Origin of the sequence: Streptosporangium sp. NPDC023963 (genome assembly GCF_040639135.1) — a bacterium.
Lineage (GTDB): Bacteria > Actinomycetota > Actinomycetes > Streptosporangiales > Streptosporangiaceae > Streptosporangium.
In genome coordinates, this window is sequence record NZ_JBEZZK010000014.1 from 185,615 (window position 1) to 210,682 (window position 25,068).

At 69.9% G+C, this 25,068-nt stretch carries 11 protein-coding genes; 5 read left to right on the forward strand and 6 right to left on the reverse strand.

From position 1 onward, the window contains the following. Nucleotides 1-39: 39 nt before the first annotated feature. Both AB0F88_RS33060 and AB0F88_RS33065 read right to left on the reverse strand, forming a co-directional pair. Nucleotides 40-2,616 (reverse strand): DUF6493 family protein, encoded by a 2,577-nt coding sequence (locus tag AB0F88_RS33060; protein ID WP_362693143.1) that lies wholly within the window; start codon nt 2,614-2,616, stop codon nt 40-42. Next, the gene (locus AB0F88_RS33065; RefSeq protein WP_362693146.1) at nt 2,613-3,935 is read right to left on the reverse strand and encodes an SWIM zinc finger family protein; all 1,323 of its coding nucleotides are present in this window, start codon (nt 3,933-3,935) and stop codon (nt 2,613-2,615) included. Before AB0F88_RS33065 ends, AB0F88_RS33060 begins: the two co-directional genes overlap by 4 nt. A gap of 210 nt (nt 3,936-4,145) precedes the next feature. On the opposite strand from AB0F88_RS33065, the gene AB0F88_RS33070 reads away from it, so the two are divergent. Next, on the forward strand, nt 4,146-5,102 hold the full coding sequence (locus AB0F88_RS33070; RefSeq protein ID WP_362693149.1) for a TIGR01777 family oxidoreductase: 957 nt from the start codon (nt 4,146-4,148) through the stop codon (nt 5,100-5,102). 11 nt (nt 5,103-5,113) lie between these two features. Here AB0F88_RS33070 and AB0F88_RS33075 read toward each other — a convergent pair whose 3' ends face one another. Then, nucleotides 5,114-6,103 carry a hypothetical protein gene (locus tag AB0F88_RS33075; protein ID WP_362693152.1) on the reverse strand — a complete coding sequence of 330 codons (990 nt, stop codon included), beginning with the start codon at nt 6,101-6,103 and terminating at the stop codon, nt 5,114-5,116. Nucleotides 6,104-6,482: 379 nt separating this feature from the next. Here AB0F88_RS33075 and AB0F88_RS33080 point away from each other — a divergent pair, with 379 nt between their 5' ends. Then, nucleotides 6,483-7,070 (forward strand): hypothetical protein, encoded by a 588-nt coding sequence (locus AB0F88_RS33080; protein WP_362693155.1) that lies wholly within the window; start codon nt 6,483-6,485, stop codon nt 7,068-7,070. Between the two features lie 65 nt (nt 7,071-7,135). Here AB0F88_RS33080 and AB0F88_RS33085 read toward each other — a convergent pair whose 3' ends face one another. After that, nucleotides 7,136-9,619, reverse strand: a complete 2,484-nt coding sequence (locus AB0F88_RS33085; protein ID WP_362693158.1) for an AAA domain-containing protein — start codon at nt 9,617-9,619, stop codon at nt 7,136-7,138. A gap of 927 nt (nt 9,620-10,546) precedes the next feature. Between AB0F88_RS33085 and AB0F88_RS33090 the strand changes: the two genes are divergently transcribed. The 3 genes from AB0F88_RS33090 to AB0F88_RS33100 are packed head-to-tail and all read left to right on the forward strand — an operon-like array spanning nt 10,547 to nt 24,208. After that, a complete protein-coding gene (locus AB0F88_RS33090) occupies nt 10,547-16,798 on the forward strand; it encodes a protein kinase (protein WP_362693161.1) in 6,252 nt (2,083 codons plus the stop codon). 46 nt (nt 16,799-16,844) lie between these two features. Next, nucleotides 16,845-19,841 (forward strand): DEAD/DEAH box helicase, encoded by a 2,997-nt coding sequence (locus AB0F88_RS33095; protein WP_362693164.1) that lies wholly within the window; start codon nt 16,845-16,847, stop codon nt 19,839-19,841. Then, nucleotides 19,841-24,208: a DNA methyltransferase gene (locus AB0F88_RS33100; RefSeq protein WP_362693167.1), complete on the forward strand. Its 4,368-nt coding sequence runs from the start codon at nt 19,841-19,843 to the stop codon at nt 24,206-24,208. The genes AB0F88_RS33095 and AB0F88_RS33100 overlap by 1 nt, the downstream gene beginning before the upstream one ends. A gap of 63 nt (nt 24,209-24,271) precedes the next feature. On the opposite strand, the gene AB0F88_RS33105 is transcribed toward AB0F88_RS33100, so the two are convergent. Further along, the gene (locus AB0F88_RS33105) at nt 24,272-24,421 is read right to left on the reverse strand and encodes a hypothetical protein (RefSeq protein ID WP_362693170.1); all 150 of its coding nucleotides are present in this window, start codon (nt 24,419-24,421) and stop codon (nt 24,272-24,274) included. Between the two features lie 54 nt (nt 24,422-24,475). Beyond that, nucleotides 24,476-25,027, reverse strand: a complete 552-nt coding sequence (locus AB0F88_RS33110) for a flavoprotein (protein ID WP_362693173.1) — start codon at nt 25,025-25,027, stop codon at nt 24,476-24,478. Nucleotides 25,028-25,068 lie beyond the last annotated feature (41 nt).

The window sequence follows — 25,068 nt, forward strand, 5'->3', positions numbered from 1 at the left end:
CCTCCCCGGGGCGTCGTCCCCCGGGGAGGGTTCACCTCGTCAGGGGGAGAGCAGCCGGGTGAGGCGGAGCGCCTCGCGGACCATCCGGCTCGACCCGCCGCGCGCGGCGATCGCGGCCAGGCCGGGGACCGGCGTGGCGTCGCCGGGGGGAGCGGTCCTGACGCCGAGCGCGAGTAGGTCGGCCAGGCCGCTGGGCGGCCGTTCCCCGTCGGGGGGCAGCACGTGCGGAAGGGCCGCCGCGACGGCCGGCCACACCCGCGCGCCCGCGCCCGCCCGTTCCGCCTCGGCCAGCGACGGGATGACGCGGCCCAGCGTCACCATGCCGTTCCGGACCAGGCGGCCGAGCTGGTCTCCCAGGTCGGCGGTGGGCAGGTCGCCGGTCGCGGCGAGGGCGAGGAGCAGGTCCAGGGCCGCCGTACGTTCGGCGGGGTCCTCGTTGTTCAGGTGGAAGACCAGCATGGTCGCGAAGGCGGGGCCGAGGGGGCCGTCCGCCCGGGCGAGATCGTGAAGGACCGGCAGCCGGGGACTGTTCTCGGGCCAGTCCCAGCTGAAGAACGGCAGCAGGTGGGCCGCGACGACCTCGCGGTGGGAGGGCATAACCCCGGCCCACCAGCTCATGTAGCCGCCACGGTTGTGAACGTAGGTCTCGGGATCGCGGCACAGCAGGTCGACCAGGTCGAGCTCGACCGGCGAGGCCGCGACGAACGAGACCGCACGCGGGTCGTAGGGGTCCAGCGGCGGTCGCCCCTCGTCGAACCAGCGCCGGGAGGCGCCTTCGAGGTGGTTGTACCGGACCGTCACGACGGGATCGGCCAGCCCCTCCCCGGACATCCACCGCGCCACGAGCCGCCCGGCGGGGCTGGTGAGCCGGGCGGCCCTCGCGGCCACCTCGGCCTCGACCCGCCGGGGGATCCGCAGCAACGCCTGCTGCAGGTCGGCGTCCGGCGGGTCCACGCCCACGGCCTCCAGCCGTTCGAGACGGGCGAGGAGCTCGGCCGGGTCCACATGGCCGTCGGCGCTCGTCGGGGTGGCCAGCAGCACCGGCGGCAGGGCGTCCGCCCGCGCCGCGGTGACGAGCTCGGCCATCCGGCGCAGGGTCAGCACGTGCGGCACCGAGACATGGCCGGGCCCCGGAAATTGGGGCGCGGACGACGGCGCCGACGGAGAGGCGACGGCCTGCATGGCCGCCCACAGCCACGCCAGCGGGTTGTCGTTCTCGCTCCATCCCCACCTGCGGACCGGCACCTGGGCCAGGACCGCCCGTACGGCCTCGCGGTCCCGGTGGGTGAGCTCGACCAGCCCCGCCATCAGCCGTTCTGTCTCCAGCCGGTCGAGCTGACCGTAGGGGTCGGCCGCGAGCCGGGCGAACTCCGCGCCGAGCTCAGCCACCGTGGCGATGGGCGGCGGTAACTCGACCCGGGGGAGTCGCGGGGCGACCAGGAGGACGGGCCTCTCCTCCTCCCCGCCGGGCCGCTCCGCGATGCCGAGGAGCGCGCGCAGATCGGCGGGCAGGGCGCCGGCCGCGTCGCGGAGCGCTGCCGGGTCCAGGTGCGCGGCGTGCTTGACGGCCAGCCGAACGGCGCGTTCCTGCACGTCGGAGGCCTCGTGAGCGAAGGCCGTCGCCAGGGCCCCGGCCGCCGCCCCGGCATACTCCGGCGACAGCCGCACGGACCGGTCGAGCCACGAGAGACCGGCGCGCACGAGCTTCTTCTCCGGCCGGTACATCAGCGCCTCGACGGCCTCGGCGAAGTCGCCGGGGGACACGGCGGGCAGCTCGCGCAGGTGGCCCAGGGCGAGCTCGGCGACCGTACCGGGCGCGGACGGCAGCAGCCGCAGGTAGTCGCGAGCCCGGGACCCGACCTCGGCGGGGGTGGGTTCGAGCGCCTGGTGCAGGCGGACGAAGAAGCGCAGCTCCAGCGCGGTGCCGCCGCGCAGGAAACGGCCGACGCACCCGTCCAGCAGCATCGCGCGGTCGACCCGGCCGTCGGCGGCCAGCGTGCGAAGCCCGCCCAGCCAGGTGCGGTCGGAGGTGGGGTCACCGTCCCACTGCAGGGCCTCGCCGACTCCCTGGGCGTGAAAGATCCGCGGCAGGAGCGCGTCCAGCAGCGGGTCGGCGGCCAGCACCTCGGCCACCGGTCCGCGGCCGAGCGCCGCCGACACCCAGCCCACGACGAAGCCGTCGTCGGCCGGCGGCTCGATACCCGTCCGGTGGATCAGGGACGCGGTCAGCTCGTAACTCGGGTCGCTCCCGCGGAGCCTCTCCGCCAGCCGCGCCGCCAGCTCGGCCTGCCACGCGTGCGGGCGGGCGCCGACCAGGCCGAGCAGCCGATCGGTGTCGTCCACCGTCTCGCGGGAGCCGACCAGGCCGCGCCGGGTGAGCCAGGACGCGACGGAGGCCGCGGCGGCGATCGTGCCGGCGCCCGCCGCGCGCAGCGCCTCGGCCCGGTCCCCGGCGCCGCGCCAGGAGTCGAGATAGAGCCGGATCTCCTTGAGATGCCCCGGCAGCCGCTTGGCGACCTCGCGCCGGGCGGCGTCGTCCAGGGTCACGACCAGCTTCGCGACGCCGTCGGCGTCGCTCTTGTCGATCAGGTCGCGTACGTCGTCCCACGCGCTCACGCCTGGGCTCCCTTCATGATCTGTACGGCGAGCACGTGCTTGCACGGTCCCCGTTGTCCTTGGTGCCTGGCCCACCACGGGCAGGTACAGGCGGTGCCGCGCACCTCGCGGACCTGGTCGCCGGAGGTCACCAGGGCCCGGTCGGGCCCGTCGAGCCGTACCGCCCCGCCGTCGGCGAGCTCGCGGGCGGCCCTGGCGCGCGGGTTCATCGCGGCGACCCTGTCGCGGTCGTAGGGCAGCTCGCGGTGGAAGTAACCGGCCTCGGCGGTGTCGTAGCCCACCCGGCCGGCCGCGCCGAGCTGGGTCAGCGCGGCCCGCACCCGGGACGCGTCGATACCGGAGCGCTCGGCGAGCAGGTCGGGCTCCACCCTCGGTTCGAAGGCGAGCAGCGCGCCGACCAGGTCGGCGTCGTCCGCCGCGTCGTCGGAGGCCAGCGTCCGGAGTACGGCCCCCTCGGTGGAGAAGGAGCGCCCGCTGTCCGGGGACAGGGTGAGCACGTAACGCATGCCGGGCAGCTCCAGCTCCCACGCGCTCGCCACGGCCGCGTCAGGGCGGGCCGGGCCGTACAGCCGCAGGGTCCTGGCGAAGCGCAGCAGCGTGAGCATCGTCGCCAGCCGGTCGGGGCCCGGCAGGCAGACGGCGCCGGGCGCCGGGCCCGCGGTCAGCCGCAGCGAGCGGCCCGAGGGCACCGCCCACAGGGTGGAGCCGACCCGCCGGGGCAGCGTGCGCAGGAAACGCGTCGCCTCCGGTCCGCTCAGCTCCGCCCGCAGGTCGAAACCCGCGGTGACGAGCTGGACCTCGGCGAAGCCGCGCAGCCACCGTTCGGGCAGCGGCACCTTCTTCTCCACCACCGCGCCGTCCAGCGTGGTGACGGCCAGCTCGTCGCGCCCGACGCCCAGGTGGAGGGGGTCGGCGCCGCCGACGCGCGCCAGCGCCTCGCGCAGCGGGCCGTTGACGTCGACGTTGGTGGTGCCCAGGTCGACCACCTCCCCGTCGAGGGCGCGTTCCAGCACGTCGAGGCGGGCGTAGACGCCGCCGCAGGCGGAGAACGACTCGAAGCGGAGCCGGTCGCCGTTGCAGGTGACCACCGGATCGCGGGAGAAGGTCGGGGCCGGGCGGTCGTAACGGGCCTGCGCCACGTTCGCGACGGCGAGCAGCCCGGCCGCGGCGGGGGCGGCCTCGGTCAGCAGGCCGCTGAAGAACCGGGGATGGCTCAGCGGGCCGCGCGCGGTACGCCCGCCCGAGGTGGACAGGGCCAGCCGCCCGGCGGTGAGCGTGGAGGGTCCGGCGTACGCGTACGCCTGCACCGCATTGGTCATGATCGGGACCGTAGCCGTGATCACCGACATTTCTCATAGTGGAGACCGGTTTCGTCTGTAGCGAATCAGCGCCCGGCGGCAGAGGTCGCCGTCCGTTCGCCTCCGCGGGCTCAGAGGTGCGCCGAACATTTCCCGGCGTGAATGGTGACCCACTTTTGAACGCGTTCAGCGCGCTGTACTACGGTGGTCTCACACGTTCTGGGGAGTCCGATGAAGATAGTGATACCCGGAGGAAGCGGTCAGGTCGGCGCGATCCTGGATCGTGCGCTGACGGCCGCGGGGCATGACGTCGTGGTGCTGACCAGGCGGCCGGCGCGTGAGCGTGAGGTCCGCTGGGACGGGGAGACACCGGGACCCTGGGCACGGGAGATCGACGGCAGCGACATCGTGGTCAACCTGGCCGGGCGCAGCGTCGACTGCCGCTACACCGCCGCCAACCTGAGGGCCATGATGGACTCGCGCGTGCGCTCCACCCGGGCCGTGGGCGAGGCGATCGCGGCCGCCGCGCGGCCTCCCCGGGTCTGGCTGCAGATGAGCACCGCCACCGTCTACGCCCACCGCTTCGACGCGCCCAACGACGAGGCGACCGGCGTGCTCGGCGGCACCGAACCCGGCGTCCCCGGCTACTGGGCCTACAGCGTCGAGATCGCGAAGGCGTGGGAGCGGGCGCAGGAGGAGGCCGAGACCCCGCACACGCGCAAGGTCGCCCTGCGCACCGCCATGGTGATGAGTCCCGATCGCGGCGGCGTCTTCGACGTCCTGCTGCGGATGGCGCGGCTCGGCCTCGGCGGCCCGATCGCGGGCGGCGCGCAGTACGTGTCCTGGATCCACGACCGCGACTTCGTCCGCGCCGTCGAGTTCCTGGCCGGCCGGGACGACCTCGCCGGGCCGGTGAACCTCGCCGCCCCCGATCCCCTGCCCCAGCGTGCGTTCATGCGCGTGCTGCGCGCCGCGTGGGGTGTTCGGGTCGGCCTGCCCGCGACGAGGTGGATGGCCGAGCTCGGCGCGTTCGCGCTGCGCTCGGACACCGAACTCCTGCTGAAGAGCCGCCGGGTCGTCCCCGGACGCCTGCTCGAAGCGGGTTTCGCCTTCGACCACGCCCGCTGGCCGGAGGCCGCCGGCGACCTCGTACGGCGCGTGCGCGGCGGGTCCGGCGTTACCGGGTAGGGCTTGGCGGATCAGACGCCCTCGGGGCGGATGCCCAGCTCCTCGGCGACGTGCTTGACGTGCTCGTCGCCCATGCCGTTGCGGAAGGTCCTGACGGCGAGTTCCGAGGGATCGTGGAAACCGAGCGCCCGCAGTGCCTCGACCGCCTGCGTGGCCAGCGGCCCGATGTCCGCCCAGACGACCGGGCTGCCGACCGTCCAGCAGGCGGATCTCGCGGTGACCATGTCGGGAGTCCAGCCGAGTTCGAACAGTCGCCGCTCGCGGTCGTTCCCGGGGTTGTCCGGATCCGGGTCCTCCGTCGACACCGGCCGGTAGTCGAGCGCGCCGGTGTCCATGGAGCCATAGTGATCCGTCATGAACTGCACCCCGCCGCGTTCCCTGTTGGTCAGGATCACGGCGCTGTCGGTGGGGAGGGTCTGCAGCACCCAGTCCAGGCGCCGCCGCAGGTCCTCCCACTCGGTGCACCGGGCGGGGGCGCCGGTGGCCGTGGGCCGCTCGTCGCGGTCTTTCAACAGGTACGGGGCGTCGAGGGGGCCGTCGTCACCCCACGACCAGCAGCGCAACCGCTCCGGCGGCACGGCGAGCACGTCGCGCAACGCGCCGATGACGGCCTCGGCGCGACCCGTGAGGAATTCCAGGTCGCTCTCGTACCATGTCCAGCCGACGGTCCAGGTGGGACGGATCTGCGAGGTTCCGGTGGCCTCCAGTCTCCAGCCCAGCGCGTGAAGCCGCTCCTGCCGGGCGTCGGAAAGCCCGCGCGCCTCGAAGATCTCCGCGCAGACGTACCGGTCCATGAACTTGCTCAACATGACGTACGTCCCGGTCGCCGAATCGCCCAGGCGTATGCGGTCACCTGGCGCGTTGGAGCCGTTCAGGCACTTGGCGATCCACGGGGGAGCCGATCCGACCTCACCGGAGTAGGGCCGCGCGAGGACGTCCCAGATCGAATCCCGCGTGCCGTCATCGCCGCGGCTTCCGGAACCGTGAGTGTGCGAGCTCATTCACCACGTCCAACGGGTTTGTACGAGAAAGATCTTCCGCCCGATGCTACCGGCCACGGCGGTACGTGCCGATCGAGCGGGCACGGGACGAGGCCCCCGGGACCGGCCGTACCACGTGGTCGGAAAGCGCGCCCAGGAGGCGAGCGTTCGCCGACGGGGCAACGTCCCTCCCGGCTGACGTGCGGCGTCTCGAAGGGTCCAGGAGATCGGTGGCCCGCGCAGGCCCGCCTGGAGCGGTTCGCGGCGCGGTCGGCCCGGTTCTTTCCGGGTGCTTACGTCCCTCTTTCGGGGTGCTTACGTCTTCGCGCACCCACTCAACTTCGTGGCCGGCAACGCGCACGATGACGAGCGTCATGACCATAAGGAATGGAGTTTCCCCATGCGTCAATCGGCTCTCTACCGGGCCACCGGGGCGGCCGGCCTCGTCTGCGCCGTGCTGCTGCTCGTCAACATCCTGCGCCGCGCGGGCGTGCTGCCGGAGACCGCGCTCACCCACGCCGTCGCACCGTTCGGCGCGCTCGCCGGACTGCTCGCGATCACCGGCCTCTACTTACTGATACGCGACACGGCCGGCGGGCTCGGCCTCGTCGGCTACCTGCTCAACTCGGCCGGCCTGGCCGGGGCGTTCGCGATCGAGTACACCCTGCACTACGTCTTCCCGCTTCTGGGCAGGTCCGCGATCGACGAGTTGCTGGCCGGGGGCACCGGACGGGCCTTCCTCGTCACCTCGGTCGTCCTGATCGTGGGAGTGCTGACCTTCAGCGCCGCGGCCCTGCGCTCGGGCGCCCTGCCGGTCGTCGCGGTCGCGCTCTACGCCGCCGGCATGATCCCGGGCTCGCTCCGGAACCTGGTGCCCGTACCGGTCTACCTGGCCGGCCTGGTGATCGCGGCCGTGGGCATCGCGTGGATGTCCGCGCGGCTCTGGGCCGCCCGGGAGGAGACCGCCCCCCTCCGGGCTTCCGGCTGACAGGGAGTGTGGCCGAACCCCGCGTTCAGCCGCAGTGGCTCCAGCCGCTCTTCCACGACTCGGTGCTATGCCCCACAGGCCGCACATTCGTAACGGAGACCGGCCCTGCCACGACGGTCCTGCTCGTAACGGATCAGCATCCGGCGGCAGCGGCCGCAGTTGTCACCGAGCTGCCCGCTTCCCGGGGCTCCCGCGCCGGAACGCCGCCGCTGGGCTCGGCGTGCGGCATCGGCGAAGGCACGGTGCTCGGTACGGAGCACAAGCCCCGGCTCCATCCCGAGCAGAGATGCCGACGAGGACCAGACAACGTCGCCGATGATGGCACTGGATTCGAGGATGGGCAGGCAGGGCCGGATATTGACTCCCTCCCGCCGGGCCTGGAGGGCTTCGACGGAAAGGTAGCCATCTCGCTCCGGCTCCATCCAGATCGTCACCGCTTCCGAGCCGTCACCGCGGACGGAGGTGAGCTCGGGAAGGAGCGACGGCAGAGCGCGATGGGAACCGCGAGGCAGCCACATGTCGACCGTTGCGGCTCGTTTGATGTCGGACCGCAGCCGTTCCACGAGGTCCTCATCGATGCGCTCGGTCACTCCGGCAGAAACTGCCGCCTGCCACGGCATCGGTGCCGCGGTGTCGATGAGGTGGGCGAAGAATGTCCACACCGGGTCACGGGAGGCGGCAGACCGGTGGTGCAGGGCGTCCAGCGCGCCGATCACCACGAGGTGGTCACGTGCCCGGCTGGCTGCCACGTTGAGCAGGCGGGCGCCCTCGCTGCCGGTGTGCCCCTCGGTGAACCAGCGGTTGAGCGGCGAGACGCCGCGGCCGGTGTCGACGGTGTCGTAGATGACGATGTCTCTTTCGCCACCCTGAAAGCGGTGGACCGTGGAGGCCGCCCAATCCTCCAGATGATCCTCTGGCAGAAGCGACTCCAGCAGACGGGCCTGCGGGGCGAAGGGCGTGATCAGGCCGAGGTCCGCTGCCGTCGCGGTGGCGTCGCTGGTGAGCGAGGCGGCCAGCTGGGCATGCGCGAGATTGTAGCGAGACTGGCTGCCCTGTCTGCGCGCCGTACGGCTGCGCATGGAGGCGGTGTCGATGACGACGAGCTCGGCTTTGGCCCATGACGCCCGGCTGCGGACGGTTCTGCTCGCCGTGCCGGGCGCTGTTGAAAGCCGACTGCTGTAGAAGGCGGTGCTGACGACGTCGCCGATGGTCTGGCGCATGCGGTACTGCTCGGTCAGGGCGGCCAGGCGAGGCGGATCCTTGCGCTCCGACACAGCCACGGGGATGCCCGCCTTCTCGAACGGGCTGTGGCGCAGCCATTCCTGTGCTTCGGGAGTGTCGGCGATCACCACAGGCGGTAACTGCCGGAAATCACCCGCGATGATGGTGTGCCCGCTACCCGCTCCAGCCACGAGCATGGCGAGCGCGGCTGTGGTCATGCTCGCCTCGTCGAGGACCACGACGTCGAAGCTGAGATTTTTGAGGGTTTCCAGCGCGAGCTGGTGAGCGGTGGCGGCCACCACGGTGGCCTCCCGGCAGACCTGGCGCCGGACCTGCCCGAGTCTGCTGTCCAGCTCACGCAGGAGCGCCTGCAACTCGGCGATCTGTGTCTCCAGCCGCAGTCGTTCGGTTTCCTCGGCTCGGGTCAGCTCCCGTTGCTTGAGCGCGTTGAGATCTTTGCGGCATTCACGTAGCTCCCGGCCTTTCTCGACGCGGTGCTGGGCCAGGGGAGCCCCTCGGGTGGCGGCGATCTCCTCGACGAGGACCTGGCGGGTCAGGGACGGGTCGGCGGGTTGGCCGATCCGGACGAGCGCACCATCGGCCAAGCCGGGGCGGCGCCTGAGTAGCGACTGGATCGCCACGTCTAAGGCCGCGTTGGTCGGCGCCGCCAGCAGCACCCGCTGCCCACGTGCGCACAGTTCGGCGATCAGCGCGGCGACCGTTGTCGTCTTGCCAGTGCCCGGCGGGCCCCAGAGCCAGGTCACGCCGGGCGTGAGCGCGAGATGAACGGCCGTCCGCTGCCCCTGGTTGAGGTCTGCGGGGCCGATTGGTTTTACGAGACGTATGGGTGCTCCGGCCTCAGGCGGCGTCACAGCGGCCAGGGCGGCTACGGCGTTGAAACCGGGGCCGCCCTCGACCAGCTCGTTGAGCCGCTTGCTCTGTTCGGTCAGCAGCCACGACAGGTCCGTGCGCAGCGTCGCCTCAGTCACCACCGGTGCGTCGGGTGGTGTCGACAGTGTGACAACGCTGCCGAACACCGACACGACCTCCACCTGGAACTGCTTGTCCTTGATGATCAATATGGCAGAGGTGCCCTCACCGGCGCCGATCTCGCCCTGCGCCTCGAAACGTCGCAGTTTGCCTCTTGACACTGCCGAGCCCGCGACTGCGATCAGCGGGACATCGGTCTGTACTCGGCGTTTGGAGACGGCCGTCAGTTCGTGACGGAGCGCGGCCGCCGCCTTCCTGGCGGCTTCGGGCCACTGGGGCGACATGGGGCCGGCGGGCGGCAGGGGCTCGTGCGCGGGCAGGCCAAGCGACATGGCCATACGTGTGGCCTCCGCTGCGGCTCGTTCCTCGACAGACTCCCGAGGGCGAGGTTGTACGGCAGGGAGAGCAGCCCATCCTCGCGGTACCCACATGCCGTCACGAAGATCGGCGAGGCCGTGGGTGGCGCAGATTTCCCAGAGTGCCCCGGAGTCGGTTCGCCGCAGTCCGGCCTGATGGATCGTGGCGAGCAGGTCATCAGCCCTAATGGGCCCGTTTGCCAGTGCTCTCTGGATGACGCTGACCAGGTTCGGCTTCCTGAGACCTGTCATGGGAGTTCCAGTCAGTCGGTGCCGGTAAGGACAGACGATCATCGGGACAACCGATCCGGCTTTCGCCAGGGATGCCGCTGGGGTCCTCGTGGGAAGCGCAGGCCGGGTTTGGTTGAGCCTTGCGGACGTCAGGGGTCTGCACGCCGTCCAGGGCTTGGGCCAGGCGCCGCTGGATATTTTCGGTCACGATCAAAATCGGGACATAGTAGTTCCGAACCTCGCCACGTCCATGAGGTGATCTCTTGCATCGTCGCGGTTGCGGTCGCCATGCCGAGGAGAAGAATCGTGACGAATCCGTCTTCGCGGGCGGATAGCCACCAAAGAAGGCTCCGAGTTCATAACAATCAGCACATGCGGCGTAACCTTCCCCCCGTCAATCCCTGATATCACGGGCATGTGGCCTCTCCATGCAGCTTCCCTGTCATCGCGGCCCGCCCCTGCTCTCCTCCGTGATCAGCCTGTCCGCTTCGGACTCGAAGTCGTTCGACTACGGGAAGGCTATAAGTCTGTTAACTAAGTCAATAGAGAAACCCTATCTCACTTTTGAAACATCGTGTAGCCTGCCGGGAATAGTGGGGTTTTGCCTAACCACGGTATTGGATCCCGCTGACGGCCGCTGGGGCGCGTTCCCAGCTCAGAGCATGGGGAGAACGCGGAGTGCCTGTGAACCTGGACCGGGTGGCGAGTCGTTTCCGTCTCCTGGAGGCCGTGGGCAAGGGCAACATGGGGGAGGTCTACCGCGCCGAGGACCTCCAGGCGGACACCGAAGACCGGGACCGCGTAGTCGCGGTGAAGCTGATCCTGCGCAACCGCTCCGGTGCGATCATCGACTCGCGCGCCGACGACAAGGCGGTCCAGCGGTTCGGCCGTGAGATGCGCATCATGCGCAGGCTCGACCACCGCAACCTTCCCCGGATCATCGCGGGCGACGTGGACGCCAACGGCCTGCCCTACATCGCGATGGAGTTTCTCGACGGGGAGACCCTGAAAGACCTGGTGAGCGAGCATCCGCAGCTCCCCGTCAGCTGGGGGGCGGCGCTGGGCGCGCAGATCGCGGACGGACTGTCCGCGGCGCACACCGCCGGTGTCATCCACCGTGACCTCAAGCCCGCCAACGTGATGCTGCTGCGCGGCGGAGTGGTCAAGGTTCTCGACTTCGGCATGGGGCGGATCCTCGACGACATCGAGGGGGGCAAGGTGACGAGCACCGGTGTTACGGTCGGCACCGCGCGCTACATGGCCCCCGAGCAGTTCCTCGCCTCGACGGTGACACAGGCGGCCGACCTGTACGCCCTCGGCTGCATGCTGTTCGAACTCCTCACCGGTGTCCCGCCGTTCCACAGCGAGTCCGCGTACGAGCTCGGTCGGAAACACCTCACGGAGCCGCCGCCCCCGGTACGGCTGCTCCGCTCCGATGTTCCCGCGGAGTTGGAGAGGCTCATCGAACGGCTGCTCGCGAAGGACCCGGCCGACCGGCCCGCCGACGCCGTCACCATCCGCGAGACGCTGCTGCCGTTCGCCGTGGGGGAGGAGCGCGTCCTCGGCTGGGACGGGCTCGACCCGGTACGACACCTGGCGAAGGTACGCGCGGAGAGCCGCCTCTCCCAGCCGGCCACTGAACCCGCAGACACCCCCGAGCCCCAGACCTCCGGGTCCGGGATGGACGTCTTCGGGCTGCACCGCAAGCTCATCAAGGACTACCGCTCGTTCACCGAGGGCGGCACGGTCATCCGCGACGACCGGATCGCGGCCTTCGTCGAGAACGACCTGGACGCCAAGTCCCAGTGGCCCGACCCCTGGCTGTCGCTGAACCCGTTCTTCGCCTCGGGCGGCACCGTCCTCGAACTCGCGACCGCAGGGGTGCTGCATCCGGAGTGCGCGCGCATCTTCCAGGCGGGGAAGACCGAGGACGGCACGGTGTGCGACGGCCGCCCGCTCACCCTGCACCGCCACCAGCGCGAGGCGATCGACACCGCCAAGTCCGGCGCCTCCTACGTGCTGACCACCGGAACCGGCTCGGGAAAGTCCCTCTCCTACATCGTGCCGATCGTCGACAAGGTGCTGAGGGACCGCGAGCGGCAGGGACCCGAGGCGCGCAAGCGGGTCCGCGCGATCATCGTCTACCCGATGAACGCGCTGGCCAACAGCCAGATCAAGGAGCTCGACAAGTATCTGCGCGACGGTTACGGCCCCGGCCGCGAGCCGGTCACCTACGCCCGCTACACGGGCCAGGAGAACGAGGAGCAGCGCAAGGAGATCCGCGACAACCCACCGGACATCCTGCTCACCAACTACGTGATGCTGGAGCTGATGCTCACCCGACCGGGTGACCGGCGCTCTCTCATCAAGATGGCCAAGGGACTGGAGTTCCTCGTCTTCGACGAGCTGCACACCTACCGAGGCCGCCAGGGCGCGGACGTGGCCCTGCTCATCCGCCGGGTGCGTGAGGCCTGCCAGGCGACGCGTCTGCAGTGCATCGGCACCTCCGCCACCATGTCCAGCGAGGGCACCGCGGAAGAGCAGCGGAAGGCCGTCGGCCGCGTCGCCACCACCCTCTTCGGCACCACGGTGGGACCCAAGAACATCATCGGCGAGACCCTCGTGCGCGCCACCGACGAGGCCCCCGGCACGGTCCCGGTCGAGCGCCTCCGAGCCCCGGGCGCGCCGCGCGCCTACGCCGACCTGGTGAAGGACCCCCTCGCCCGCTGGATCGAGACGCGCTTCGGTCTCACCACGGACGAGACGGGGCGGCTGGTCCGGCAGAGACCCGCCAAGATCGAGGAAGCGGCCCTCGAACTCGCCGGAGACAGCGGGCTGACCGCCGCCGAGTGCGTGCGGGCGATCCGCCGCACGCTGGAGGCCGGTTCCGAGGCGAGAAACCCCGTCACCGAGCGCCCCCTGTTCGCCTTCCGGCTGCACCAGTTCCTCTCCAAGGGCGACACCGTCTACGTCACCCTTGAGGACAAGCCGGTCCGTCACCTGACGCGCGACTACCAGCTCGTCCAGCCCGGCTCGGACGGCAAGATCCTGCTGCCGCTCGCCTTCTGCCGCGAGTGCGGCCAGGAGTACCCGACCGTGTGGCGCACCGAGAAGGACGGTCGCGTCGTCTACGAGCCTCGCCGCGACACCGCCGCCACCGGTGGCCGCGCCGGGGACGGCTACCTCTACGTCGACTCTGACCGGCCCTGGCCGAGCACGCCGGAGGACGTCATCGCCGATCGCCGGCTGCCCGAGTCCTGGCTGGAGATCGACGAGCGGGGACAGGAGGTGATACGCGCCTCCTACCGGGTCCGGCTGCCCAGAGCCGTCACCGTCGACGCGTACGGGGTCGAGGGCCAGGGCGAGCTGAAGGCGGCCTTCATCCCCTCGCCGTTCCTCTTCTGCATGCACTGCGGGGTGAGCTACGAGCAGGTCAGGGGGAAGGACTTCGCCAAGCTCGCCACCCTCGACCAGGAAGGCCGCTCCTCGGCGACCTCCCTCGTCTCCGCCTCCATCGTCCGCTCCCTCAAGGAGGTGCCCGCCGAGGCGCTCAAGAAGGAGGCCCGCAAGCTGCTCACCTTCGTCGACAACCGGCAGGACGCCTCCCTGCAGGCCGGTCACTTCAATGACTTCGTCCAGATCACCCAGCTGCGCGGTGCCCTCTACCACGCGGCCGTCGAGGCGGGGGAGGCGGGCGAGGAGGGCGTCAACCACGAGGAGCTCGCCTCCCGCGTCTCGGTCGCCCTGGGTCTGAAGCTCGCCGACTACGCGGGCAGCGCGGACCTGCCTCCCTCGATGGCGCGCAACGCCGCGAAGACCTTCCAGGACGTCGTCGCCTTCCGCCTCTACCTGGATCTCGAACGCGGCTGGCGCATCACCATGCCCAACCTGGAGCAGACCGGCCTGTTGGAGATCCACTACGCGGATCTGCAGTGGCTCGCCGAGCAACAGGACCGGTGGTCGGGGACCCACCGGAAGCTGCGCGAGGCGGCCCCCGGCCAGCGTGTCGAGATCATGCGGGCACTGCTGGACGAGATGCGCCGGGCCCTCGCCATCGACGTGCAGCACTTCCGTGAGGACTTCGACACCCTCCAGCGCGCCAGCGAGGAGCGCCTCGTCGATCCCTGGGTACTCGCCGCGAGCGACCGTCCCAAGGTCGGCACCGCCTACCCACAGGGTTCCAGGCCCGGTCTGGACCGGTCGGGTCTTTTCCTGTCCGGCCGAGGCAAGTTCGGCAAGTACCTGCGGCGGGTGCACTTCGGCCAGGACCTGCCGGTCGACGACGCCCAGCTGATCATCGCAGAGCTGCTGAAGGTGCTCGCCAAGGCAGGACTGGTCAAGGAGATCGCCACGACCCCGCAGCGCGCGGGCCGCTTTCGGAGCGGCTCAGGGCCGGCCGTCACCGGTTACCGCATCTCCGCCGCGGCCCTCATCTGGCGGGCCGGAACGGGGGAGAGTGGCACCCACGACCCGCTGACCCGCACCTACGCTAGCGGCGACGGCCCCCGGGTCAACGCCTTCTTCCGCGACCTCTACCGGGGCGCGGCCGGTGCCCTCGGGGGCCTCGTCGCCCGCGAGCACACCGCCCAGGTCACCCCGGAGGAGCGGGAGCGACGCGAGGAGGCCTTCCGCAAGGCCGAGCTGAAGCTGCTCTACTGCTCGCCGACGATGGAACTCGGCGTCGACATCTCCGAGCTCAACGCCGTGATGATGCGCAACGTGCCGCCCACCCCGGCCAACTACGCGCAGCGCAGCGGCCGGGCGGGCCGGTCCGGGCAGCCCGCGCTCGTCACCACCTACTGCGCGACCGGAAACAGCCACGACCAGTACTACTTCCGCCGCTCCGAGCGCATGGTCGCGGGAGCCGTCGCCCCACCCCGTCTCGACCTCGCCAACGAGGACCTGGTCCGTTCGCACGTCCAGGCCATCTGGCTGGCCGAGGCCGGGCTCAAACTGGGCAACGCCATCCCCAACATCATCGACATCGGCTACGCCGAGGACGCCCGCGTCCCCAATCCCGCACTCGCCCTGCAGGACCACATCGACGAGGCCCTGCGCGACACCGCCGCGCAGGAGCGTGCGCTACAGGCCGCACAGAAGGTCTTCGGCGGACTGCTGACCGACTTCGCGGCCACCACCTGGTGGGACGACCGGTGGATCGAGGCGGCGATCCGCCTGGCTCCGAAGGAGTTCGACCGGGCGTTCGACCGTTGGCGTGGCCTGTTCAGGGCGGCCCTGGTCGACCAGGCCGAGCAGAATCGGCGGGTCCTGGACCACACCCTCTCAGAGCGCGACCGCAAGATCGCCGTCGGCCGCCGCAGGGAGGCCGAGACTCAGCTCAACCTCCTCAAGAACGAGAGCGCGGACAGCAGGTCGGTGCTCTCCGACTTCAACCCCTACCGCTACCTCGCCGGCGAGGGCTTCCTGCCCGGCTACTCCTTCCCGCGTCTGCCGCTCGCCGCCTACATCCCCACGACCGGCAGCCGGTTCGGCGACGGCGACTACCTCCAGCGTCCCCGCTTCCTGGCCATCCGCGAGTTCGGGCCCGGAGCGCTCATCTACCACGAGGGGTCCCGATACCAGGTCACCCGCATCCAGCTGCCGCCGGACGCGACGGGCGACGTCGTCACCAGCAGCGCCCGCAGGTGCGCCGGGTGCGGCTACCACCACGACGTCCACGACCGCGACGACCGCTGCAAGATGTGCAAGGAACCCTTGGGCGAGACCACCTACGGGCTGCTCCAGCTGCACACCGTCTACACCAGGCGTCGTGAGCGGATCTCCTCCGACGAGGAGGAGCGGCGCAGGGCCGGGTTCCGGCTGGTGACCTCCTACAGCTTCCAGGATCACGGTGATCGTTCCGGCCGTCAGGACGCCCTCGTCTTCGAGGCCGGAGACAAACTCGCCATCCTGTCCTACGGCGACTCGGCGACCGTCCGCATCACCAACGTCGGCCGGGTGCGAGCCAAGCCGACCGAGCCGGACGGCTTCTGGCTCGACCCCGCCGACGGCCGCTGGATGAACGAGCGTGACGCCGGTGAGGCCTCCGGCGACTCCGGCGAGATGCCCGTCATCGACGCGGACGGCAACGAGAAGCGGCGCAAGAAGCGGGTCATCCCCTACGTCCAGGACAGCCGCAACATCCTGGTACTGAAGCTGGACGAACCGCTGGACGAACCGGTCGCGCTCTCGCTCATGTACGCGCTGGAACGCGGTATCGAGGCCGCCTTCGAGCTGGAGGACTCCGAGCTGAGCAGCGAACTGCTGCCCCCCGACGACGGTCCCCGCGACCGGATGCTGTTCACCGAGGCCGCCGAGGGCGGCGCCGGCGTGCTGCGCCTGATGCAGTCCGAGTCCGGAGCGCTCGCCCGCGCCGCCGCGGAGGCCCTCGCCATCTGCCACTTCGACGCCGACGGCAACGATCTCGGCGGACCGCACCCCGACCGCCCCTGCGCCAAGGGCTGCTACGAATGCCTGCTCACCTACGGCAACCAGTTCAACCACGCCCTCATCGACCGCCACTCGATGCGCGACCTGCTGCTGCGGATCGCGGGCTCGACGGCCCGTACGACCGGCAGGGGCGAGTCCCGCTCCGAGCAGCTGGCGCGGCTGACCGCGCAGTCGGACACCGCGCTGGAGACCAGGCTCATCACCTGGCTCAAGGAGCGGGGTCTGCGCCTGCCCGACGAAGCGCAGACCCTCGTCGCCGAGGCACATGCCCGGCCCGACTACGTCTACCGGCTGCCCGGCGCCAACGTCGCGGTCTTCGTCGACGGCCCCGTCCACGAGCACGCCTCGGTCGCCGAACGCGACCGCGAGGCGGAGGAGCGGCTGTTCGACAAGGGCTGGGACGTGGTCCGCTTCCCCCACGACGCCGACTGGTCCGCCATCGTGGCGGAGTTCGGGCGTTACTTCGGGACCGGCGCCTGAACCAGGAAACCGACAGCGATCAACTAGCCAAGGATCCCCCCTTTCGATGACGACTCCCCCCACCGTCGGTTCCCTGGTCTCCGCCCGAGGCCGTGACTGGGTGGTGCTCCCCGAGAGCGCCCCCGACATGCTCGTCCTGCGTCCCCTCGGCGGAGCCGACGACGACATCGCGGCCGTCTTCCCCGACTTCGAGAAGGTCACGAGCGCCGAGTTTGCACCCCCGGCAGCCACCGACCTCGGCGACGCGCACGCCGCGGGCCTGCTCCGCTCGGCCCTGCGCATCGGCTTCCGCTCCGGAGCCGGTCCCTTCCGCTCGCTGGCCGGGATCGCCGTCGATCCCCGCGCCTACCAGCTCGTACCGCTGATGATGGCGTTGCGCCAGAAGACGGTACGGATGCTGATATCCGACGACGTGGGCATCGGCAAGACCATCGAGGCCGGTCTGATCGCGAGCGAGCTGCTCGCCCAGGGCGGCGCGAAGAAGCTCGCCGTGCTCTGCTCACCCGCGCTGGCCGAGCAGTGGCAGCAGGAGCTGCGCACCAAGTTCGGCATCGACGCCGAACTGGTGCTGGCCTCCACGGTCTCCAGGCTGGAGCGCGGCCTGGACCTGGGCCAGTCCCTCTTCGACCGGCACCCCCACGTGGTGGTCTCCACCGACTTCATCAAGTCCACCCGGCATCGCGACGACTTCGTCCGGCACTGCCCAGACCTGGTCATCGTCGACGAGGCCCACACGTGCGTCGCCGCCGACGAGAACAGCTCCACGCAGAACCAGCTGCGCTACGAGCTGCTGCGACGCATCGCCGACCCCAAGGCCGACCGCCACCTGCTGCTGGTGACGGCGACCCCGCACAGCGGCAAGGAGAGCGCGTTCCGCAACCTGCTGGGCCTGGTCAGGCCGGAGCTCGCCGAGGTCGACCTCGGCTCGGAGGAGGGCCGCAGGCTGCTCGCCGCGCACTTCGTGCACCGAAAGCGAGCCGACGTCCGCCAGTTCCTCACCGTGAACGACGGGCTGGCCGACGACAGCCTGGCCGAGGAGACCTCGTTCCCCTCGGACCGGTACTTCAAGGACGAGACCTACAAGCTCTCCCCGGCCTACCAGGCACTCCTCGACGACGCCATCGCCTACGCACGCGAGCGGGTGACCGCCGCCGGCGACCGGGGCAGGCGCGAGACCCGGATCGCCTGGTGGTCGGCGATCGCGCTGCTCCGCTCCCTGGTCTCCTCACCGCGTGCCGCAGCTCAGACGCTGCGCACCCGTTCGGCGGCGGCGAAGGCCACCACCGCCGAGGAGGCCGACAGGCTCGGCGCACCCCTGACCAGCGACTCCTCGGAGAACGACGCCCTGGAAGGTCTCGACGTCGCCCCCGGCGCGGAGATCGCGGAGATCACGGGGACCGGCGCGGAGATCGCGAAGACCGGAAAGGGGGACGCACGGCTCGCCGAACTGGCCGACCGGGCGGCCCGCCTGGAGGGAACGGCCGACGACCTGAAGCTGGCGGCGCTGGTCAGGCACCTCAAGAAACTGCTCGACGAGGGCTACCACCCGATCGTCTTCTGCCGCTACATCCCGACCGCCGAGTACGTCGCCGAACACCTGGACGGCAAGCTCGGCAAGAAGACCGTTGTCCGGGCCGTCACCGGGACCCTCTCCCCGCAGCAGCGCCTGCAGCGCATCGAGGAACTCGCCGACGAGGCGGGCGACGACAGCGCGGCCCGCCGCGTCCTGATCGCCACCGACTGCCTGTCCGAGGGGGTCAACCTCCAGCACCACTTCGACGCCGTCGTCCACTACGACCTGGCATGGAACCCCACCCGCCACGACCAGCGCGAAGGCCGCGTCGACCGCTACGGCCAGAAGCGGGACATCGTCAAGATCATCACTCTCTGGGGCAGTGACAACGGCATCGACGGCAAGGTCCTCGAAGTCCTGATCAAGAAGCACCGCCAGATCCGCAAGGACCTCGGCATCTCCGTCTCCGTCCCGGACGCGGCCTCCTCCGGGGTGACCGACGCGATCGTCGAATGGGTGCTGATGCGCGACCGGCAACGCGGTCAGGAGACGCTCTTCGGCCTGGAGGAACTCGGCGCGATCGACGACAGGGCCGCCGAGCTGGAGACGGAGTGGAAGTCCGCCGCCGAACGGGAGAAGACCTCCCGCTCCCGCTTCGCCCAGCGTTCCATCCACCCCGAGGAGGTCGCCCGCGAGGTCGCCGCGATCCGCGACACCCTCGGACGCTCGGCGGAGACCCGCGACTTCGTACGACACTCCCTGTCAGCCCTCGACGGCGTCCTGCGCGACGACGCGAGCGGCGCCGGCGACTTCACCGCGGAGGTGAGCGGCGCCCCCGCCGGGCTCCGCGACGTCCTCGCCCCCGTCCTCGGCGGCGACGCCGTCGAGCTGGGCCGCCCGGTCCCGTTCCGTACGACGGCTGCGGTGGCACGCGGTGAGGCCGCCCTGGTCCGCACCGATCCCGTGGTCGGCGCGCTCGCCGGCTACGTCCTCAACGCCGCACTCGACGCCAAGGCCGAAGGACCTCGCCCGGCCCGCCGCTGCGGAGTGATCCGTACCAACGCCGTCGGCGACCGCACCACGCTGCTCCTGGTCCGCTACCGCTTCCACCTCACGCTGCCGTCCAGGTCGGGGGAGCGGGAGCTCGTCGCCGAGGACGCCCGGCTGCTCGCCTTCGAGGGCTCACCCGCGAACGCCGTCTGGCTGCCCGCCGAGAAGGCACTGGGCCTGCTCGACGCCACCGCCGACGAGAACACCGCCCCCGCCTTCGGCGAGCGCACGATGAGCCGCGTCCTGGACGGCCTGCCCGCCACCAAGGCGCGTCTGGAGGCGTACGGCGAGGAGCTCGCCGACGAACTCCTCGCCTCGCACCGCCGAGTCCGCAGCGCCTCCGGCGAGATCGTCCGGGGCGTGGACGTCACCGCGCAGAAACCCGCCGACATCCTCGGCGTCTACGTCTACCTGCCGGCCTCCGGCGCCGTCACCCCCACTCCCGCCGCCACTGTCGCCGTCGCCGGAGGAGCAGCCTGATGTCCGCCACCGTCCGCAACCAGGTCTTCTCCGCCGTCCACACCATCGGCGGCCTGATCCCCGCCGACATGCTGGTCCGCATCTCCGAGGGCCGGGACGTCAAGGGCTCACTGCCCGCCGACTACCGCGCCGTCGGCTCCCGTTCGGTACGCGACGACGCCGAGCGCCACTGGGACTACCTCAAGTCGATCTGGAAGGAACTGCGCGAGAAGCTCCCCGTCGCCCCGGAGGTCGAGGCCCCGTCCGACCCCACCGGTCTCGCGATCAAACAGTGGCTCGAACCGCTCTTCGCGGAGCTCGGTTTCGGTGACCTTGCGGCGGTCGGGGCGTCGGGCATCCCGTCCGACGACGGCGGCAAGACCTTCGCGATCAGCCACCGCTGGGGTCACGTCCCGCTGCACCTGGTCGCCTGGAACGCCGCCCTGGACAAGCGTCCTGGCGGCGCGGGCACCGTCCCGCCGCAGTCCCTGCTCCAGGAGTGCCTCAACCGCACCGACGCCCAGCTGTGGGGAGTGCTCACCAACGGCCGCCGCCTGCGCCTGCTGCGCGACTCCAACGCGCTCGCCACCGCCTCGTACGTCGAGTTCGACCTGGAAGCCATCTTCGACGGCGAGCTGTTCAGCGAGTTCGTCCTGCTCTACCGGCTGCTGCACTTCACCCGCTTCAGGATCGAGGAGGATCAGGCACCGTCGGCGTGCTGGCTGGAGAAATGGCGGATCGAGGCGATCGCGTCCGGCACACGGGCACTGGAGAACCACCGCGAAGGGGTCCAGAAGGCCATCACCGCGCTCGGCACCGGCTTCCTCAAGCATCCCGACAACAAGGCCCTCCGCGAGAACCTGGACGTCGACGCCTTCCACGCCGCACTGCTCCGCCTCGCCTACCGGCTGATCTTCCTCTTCGTCACCGAGGACCGGGACGTGCTCCACCCGCCCGGGACGGACAAGAGAACCCGCGAGCGATACGCGGCCTACTTCTCCTCCGATCGGTTACGCGGCCAGGCACGCCGCCGCCGGGGCACCGCGCACACCGATCTCTACCAGGCTCTGGGGATCGTGCTCAAGGCGCTCGGAGACGAGAAAGGTCGCCCGGAACTGGGACTGCCCGGCCTCGGCGGGCTATTCGACGACACCGCCGCCGATGCCCCGCTGCACGGCCTGTCGCTCTCCAACGTCCATCTGCTGGAGGCCATACGCCACCTCGACCGGGTCCGCGACGTGAACTCGGCCCGCTGGCGTCAGGTGGACTATCGCAACATGGGCTCGGAGGAACTCGGCTCCATCTACGAGTCGCTCCTCGAACTCGTCCCCAAGCACAGCGCCGTCGACCGCACCTTCGAGCTGGTCAACCGCCTCGGCAACGACCGCAAGAAGACTGGTTCGTACTACACACCGAGCTCCCTGATCGAGACACTGCTCGACTCCACCCTCGATCCGGTCATCGACGACGCGCAGAAGCGCGGTGAGCTGAAGGCGTCGGCGGCGGGCGAGCCCGACCCGGCCGAGGCCATCGTCACCGAGCTGCTCTCACTGACCGTCTGCGACCCGGCCTGCGGCTCCGGCCACTTCCTGGTCGCCGCCGCCCGCCGGATCGCCAAGCGCGTCGCCGCTGTACGGGAACGCAACCCCGAACCCACCCTGGACGCGGTCCGGCACGCGCTGCACGAGGTGATCGCGCGCTGCGTGTACGGCGTCGACCTCAACCCGATGGCCGTCGAGCTGGCCAAGGTGTCGCTCTGGCTGGAGGCCCTGGAGCCGGGCAAGCCGCTCGGTTTCCTGGACGCGCACATCAAGCACGGCAACGGCCTGATCGGGGCGACACCGGTCCTGCTGCGTGACGGTATCCCGAACAAGGCGTTCAAGGCGGTCGAGGGGGACGACGCTGCATTCGCGAGGTCTCTGGAGAAGCAGAACGACCAAGAACGCGCGGGACAGGGCACGCTGTTCGAGGTGGTGAAGGAGACGAAGGTGGCCAACACCGCCTTCGCCGCCGGTCTGCGCCGGATCAGCACCGCTCCTTCCGGCACCCTCGCCGAGGTCCACCGGCAGGCCGAGGACTACCGCGCCTGGGAGACCTCCGCCGCGTACGTCCACGCCGTGCACGTGGCCGACGCCTGGTGCGCGGCGTTCATGTGGCACAAGACCAAGGACGCCCCGCCCGCGATCACCGAGAAGGTTTTCCGCGCTCTGCAGGACCCGGAGGCGACGGCGGCCTCACAGGAGACCCACGAGGAGATCGTGCGGCTCCGCGAGCAGTACCGCTTCTTCCATTGGTATCTGGCGTTTCCCGATGTCTTCACGGTTCCAGATGGCGGCGCGGGCGTGGACCCTGCTACCGGCTGGACAGGCGGCTTCTCCTGCGTCCTCGGCAATCCGCCGTGGGACAAGGTCGACTTCGAGGACAAGAAGTACTTCAGCATTGTCGAGCCGTCGATCGCCGAGATCTCAGGCACGGCCCGCCGGACCCGGATCGCCGAGTGGGCCGAAGAGAATCCGGGGGCCGGTAAGCATTACTGGGCCGAACGCCGCAAGGTCAAGTCCACGTTCTTGTTCGCGGGCGGCTCTGGGGCATACCCGCTGTGTGCCAAGGGGCTTACGGTTAAGGGCGTCAACTCGCTTCAGACCGATCAACTCTTCGCCGAGCGGTTCACGATGATCGCCGCACCCCAGGGGCGCTTCGGCTGCATCATCCCGACGGCCATCGCGACGGGGGCGGGAGCGCAGCACCTCTTCAGCGACCTCACCCGGCGCGGCGCCATCGCCTCCCTGTACGACTTCGAGAACCTCAAGCCACTCTTCGTCGGGGTGGACTCCCGCTACAAGTTCTGTCTGCTCTCGATGACCGGCCGGAACCTACGTGAACCGGCGGCGAAGTTCGCCTTCTTCCTTGAGGACACGACCGACCTCGACGACTCCGAGCGCGTATTCGCGCTCAGTCCCGAGGAGATCGCCCTCATCAACCCCAACACCGGAACTCTCCCCATCTTCCGTACTCGCAAGGATGCTGACTTAACTGTTGCGATTTACCGGCATGTCCCGGTCCTATGGAACGAGACCGAGAAAAACGGCAATACCTGGGGTATTACCTTCAAGAATCTCTTCAACATGACCGACGACTCCGACCTTTTCCGCACGCGGGAACAACTGGACAAGGAGGGGTGGGAGTTACACGGCAACGTGTTCGTCCGGGGCGGGGAACGGATGCTGCCGCTGTACGAGGCGAAGATGGTCAACTTCTTCAACCATCGCGCCGCCGACGTGGTCAAGAGCGAGACAGCGGTCAACCGTCAGAACCAGCCGCGTTACCTCACGGTCAAGGAACTTCAGGATGCGAATCGGCTTGCTCTACCATTGAATTGGATCGCCGATAATGGACTGATTCCGACACAGAGGAATGGTAAGGATATTTCTGTTCCCGGTGTCTCCTTACGCCTGAAGGATATTCAGTGGGATCGAGACTGGCTCTGCGGTTGGTGTGATGTCACCTCGTCGACCAACGAGCGGACCGCTATTCCCGCCTTCCTTCCACGTGCCGCTGCTGGACACACGTATCCCCTGATGCTGCCGCGTGTCTCACCCATCCTCGTCGCTGCCCTCGTCGCTGCTCAGAGTTCCCTGGTCTTCGACTTCGTGAGCCGCCAGAAGGTAGGCGGCATTCACATGGCTCTCATGACATGGAAGCAACTCCCTGTCCCCGCGCCTCGAACACTGGAACCCCATACCCCCTTCCTCGTTCCTCGCGTCCTCGAACTCGTCTACGCCGCCCACGACATGGCCGGACTCGCTCGTGACCTCGGCGACACCGATGCTCCCTTCCGATGGGACGAGGATCGCCGCGCTCAGATCCGCGCCGAGCTGGACGCCTACTTCTTCTACCTCTACGGCATCGACCGCCCCGACGTGGACTACATCCTGGAGACCTTCCAGACCGAGAATGGCGGCCTCAAGAACAACGAGATCGCAAAGTACGGCACGTACCGCACCAAGGACCTCGTCCTCGCCGAGTACGACTGCATGGCCGCATCCGGCGTAAGCCTCACCACCCCCCTGCTAGACGGCGAGAACTACACCTCCACCCTCACCCCGCCCCCCGGCCACGGCCCTCGCCATCCCAACCAGTCGACCACCACGACCTTCCAGAGCTCGGAGAGTGCGTCAACGACCGGCGAAGCACCCAGAGCGGCCCTCCATGTCGATCCCGAAGTATCGGAGGAACCCCCAGTCCCGGAAGTATGTCCGGGGACCGGGCGGAAGGGACGCCTGGAGTTCCGGGACGGGTGGGAGGACTGGTACGTCCACTGCCCCGTCTGTGGAATGACATGGTCGGGTGGCAGTGACGTGATCGACCCACACAAACCCCCGCGTTGACGTCCGCGCCAGACTGCTGCGCCTGCGTGTTCGGCTGGTCGACACCACCCTGCCTTCACGCGGTCACGAGTTGCCCGTCTGGCGGCCCACTCGGCTCAACGCCCGCCACCAGAACGCGCCGCGCCTGGCCGAACTCGTGCTGCGCGGCGCCTCCGTCTTGACCAGCCACCGGCCGGGCTTGAAAGCCCTGGCCCGGCGGTTGGTCACGGTCATGCCCGCACAGCCGATGCCCGTCAGAGAGAAGCTCGGTCTCGTGTGCAGCGGTGATCAAGGTTTGCAGGCGGATCGTACTTCCTGAAGTTCTTCGCGAAGCTCGTCCCAGGGGAAGGTGACCGCTCCGGGCTCGCCCGAGTTGGGGGCGGGGAGCCGCTCCACGTCGAAGATGACCCGCACGCCCCACTCGCGCAGTAGGGCCAGGCTGTTGGCGAAGGCAGGGTGGCGGGCGAGTGCGATGTTGGGCCAGGGCACGGCCACGAGCGGCAGTCCGAGCCCGAGCGCCTCGTTGAGCAGTCCCAGGGCGAGGGTGTCGCTGATGCCCTGGGCCCACTTGTTCATCGTGTTGAAGGTGGCGGGCACCACGGCCATCGCATCAGCAGGGGGAAGGACGTCCGGCTCCTCGGGGCGCTTGTAGTCGCTTCGCACCGGGTATCCGGTGAGCTGTGCGAGCCGTGTCGTGTCGACGAACTTCGTCGCCGACGGTGTGGTGACCACGCAGACGGTCCAGTCCTGCGCTTGGGCATGCCCCACGAGACGGGGAAGCTCCGCGGCCGGTCGCCCTCCACACGCGATCACATACAGAACCGGCTTGCCGCTCGTCATGTTCCGCCGCTCTCCTCACTGCAGAAATCACTTAACGTTGT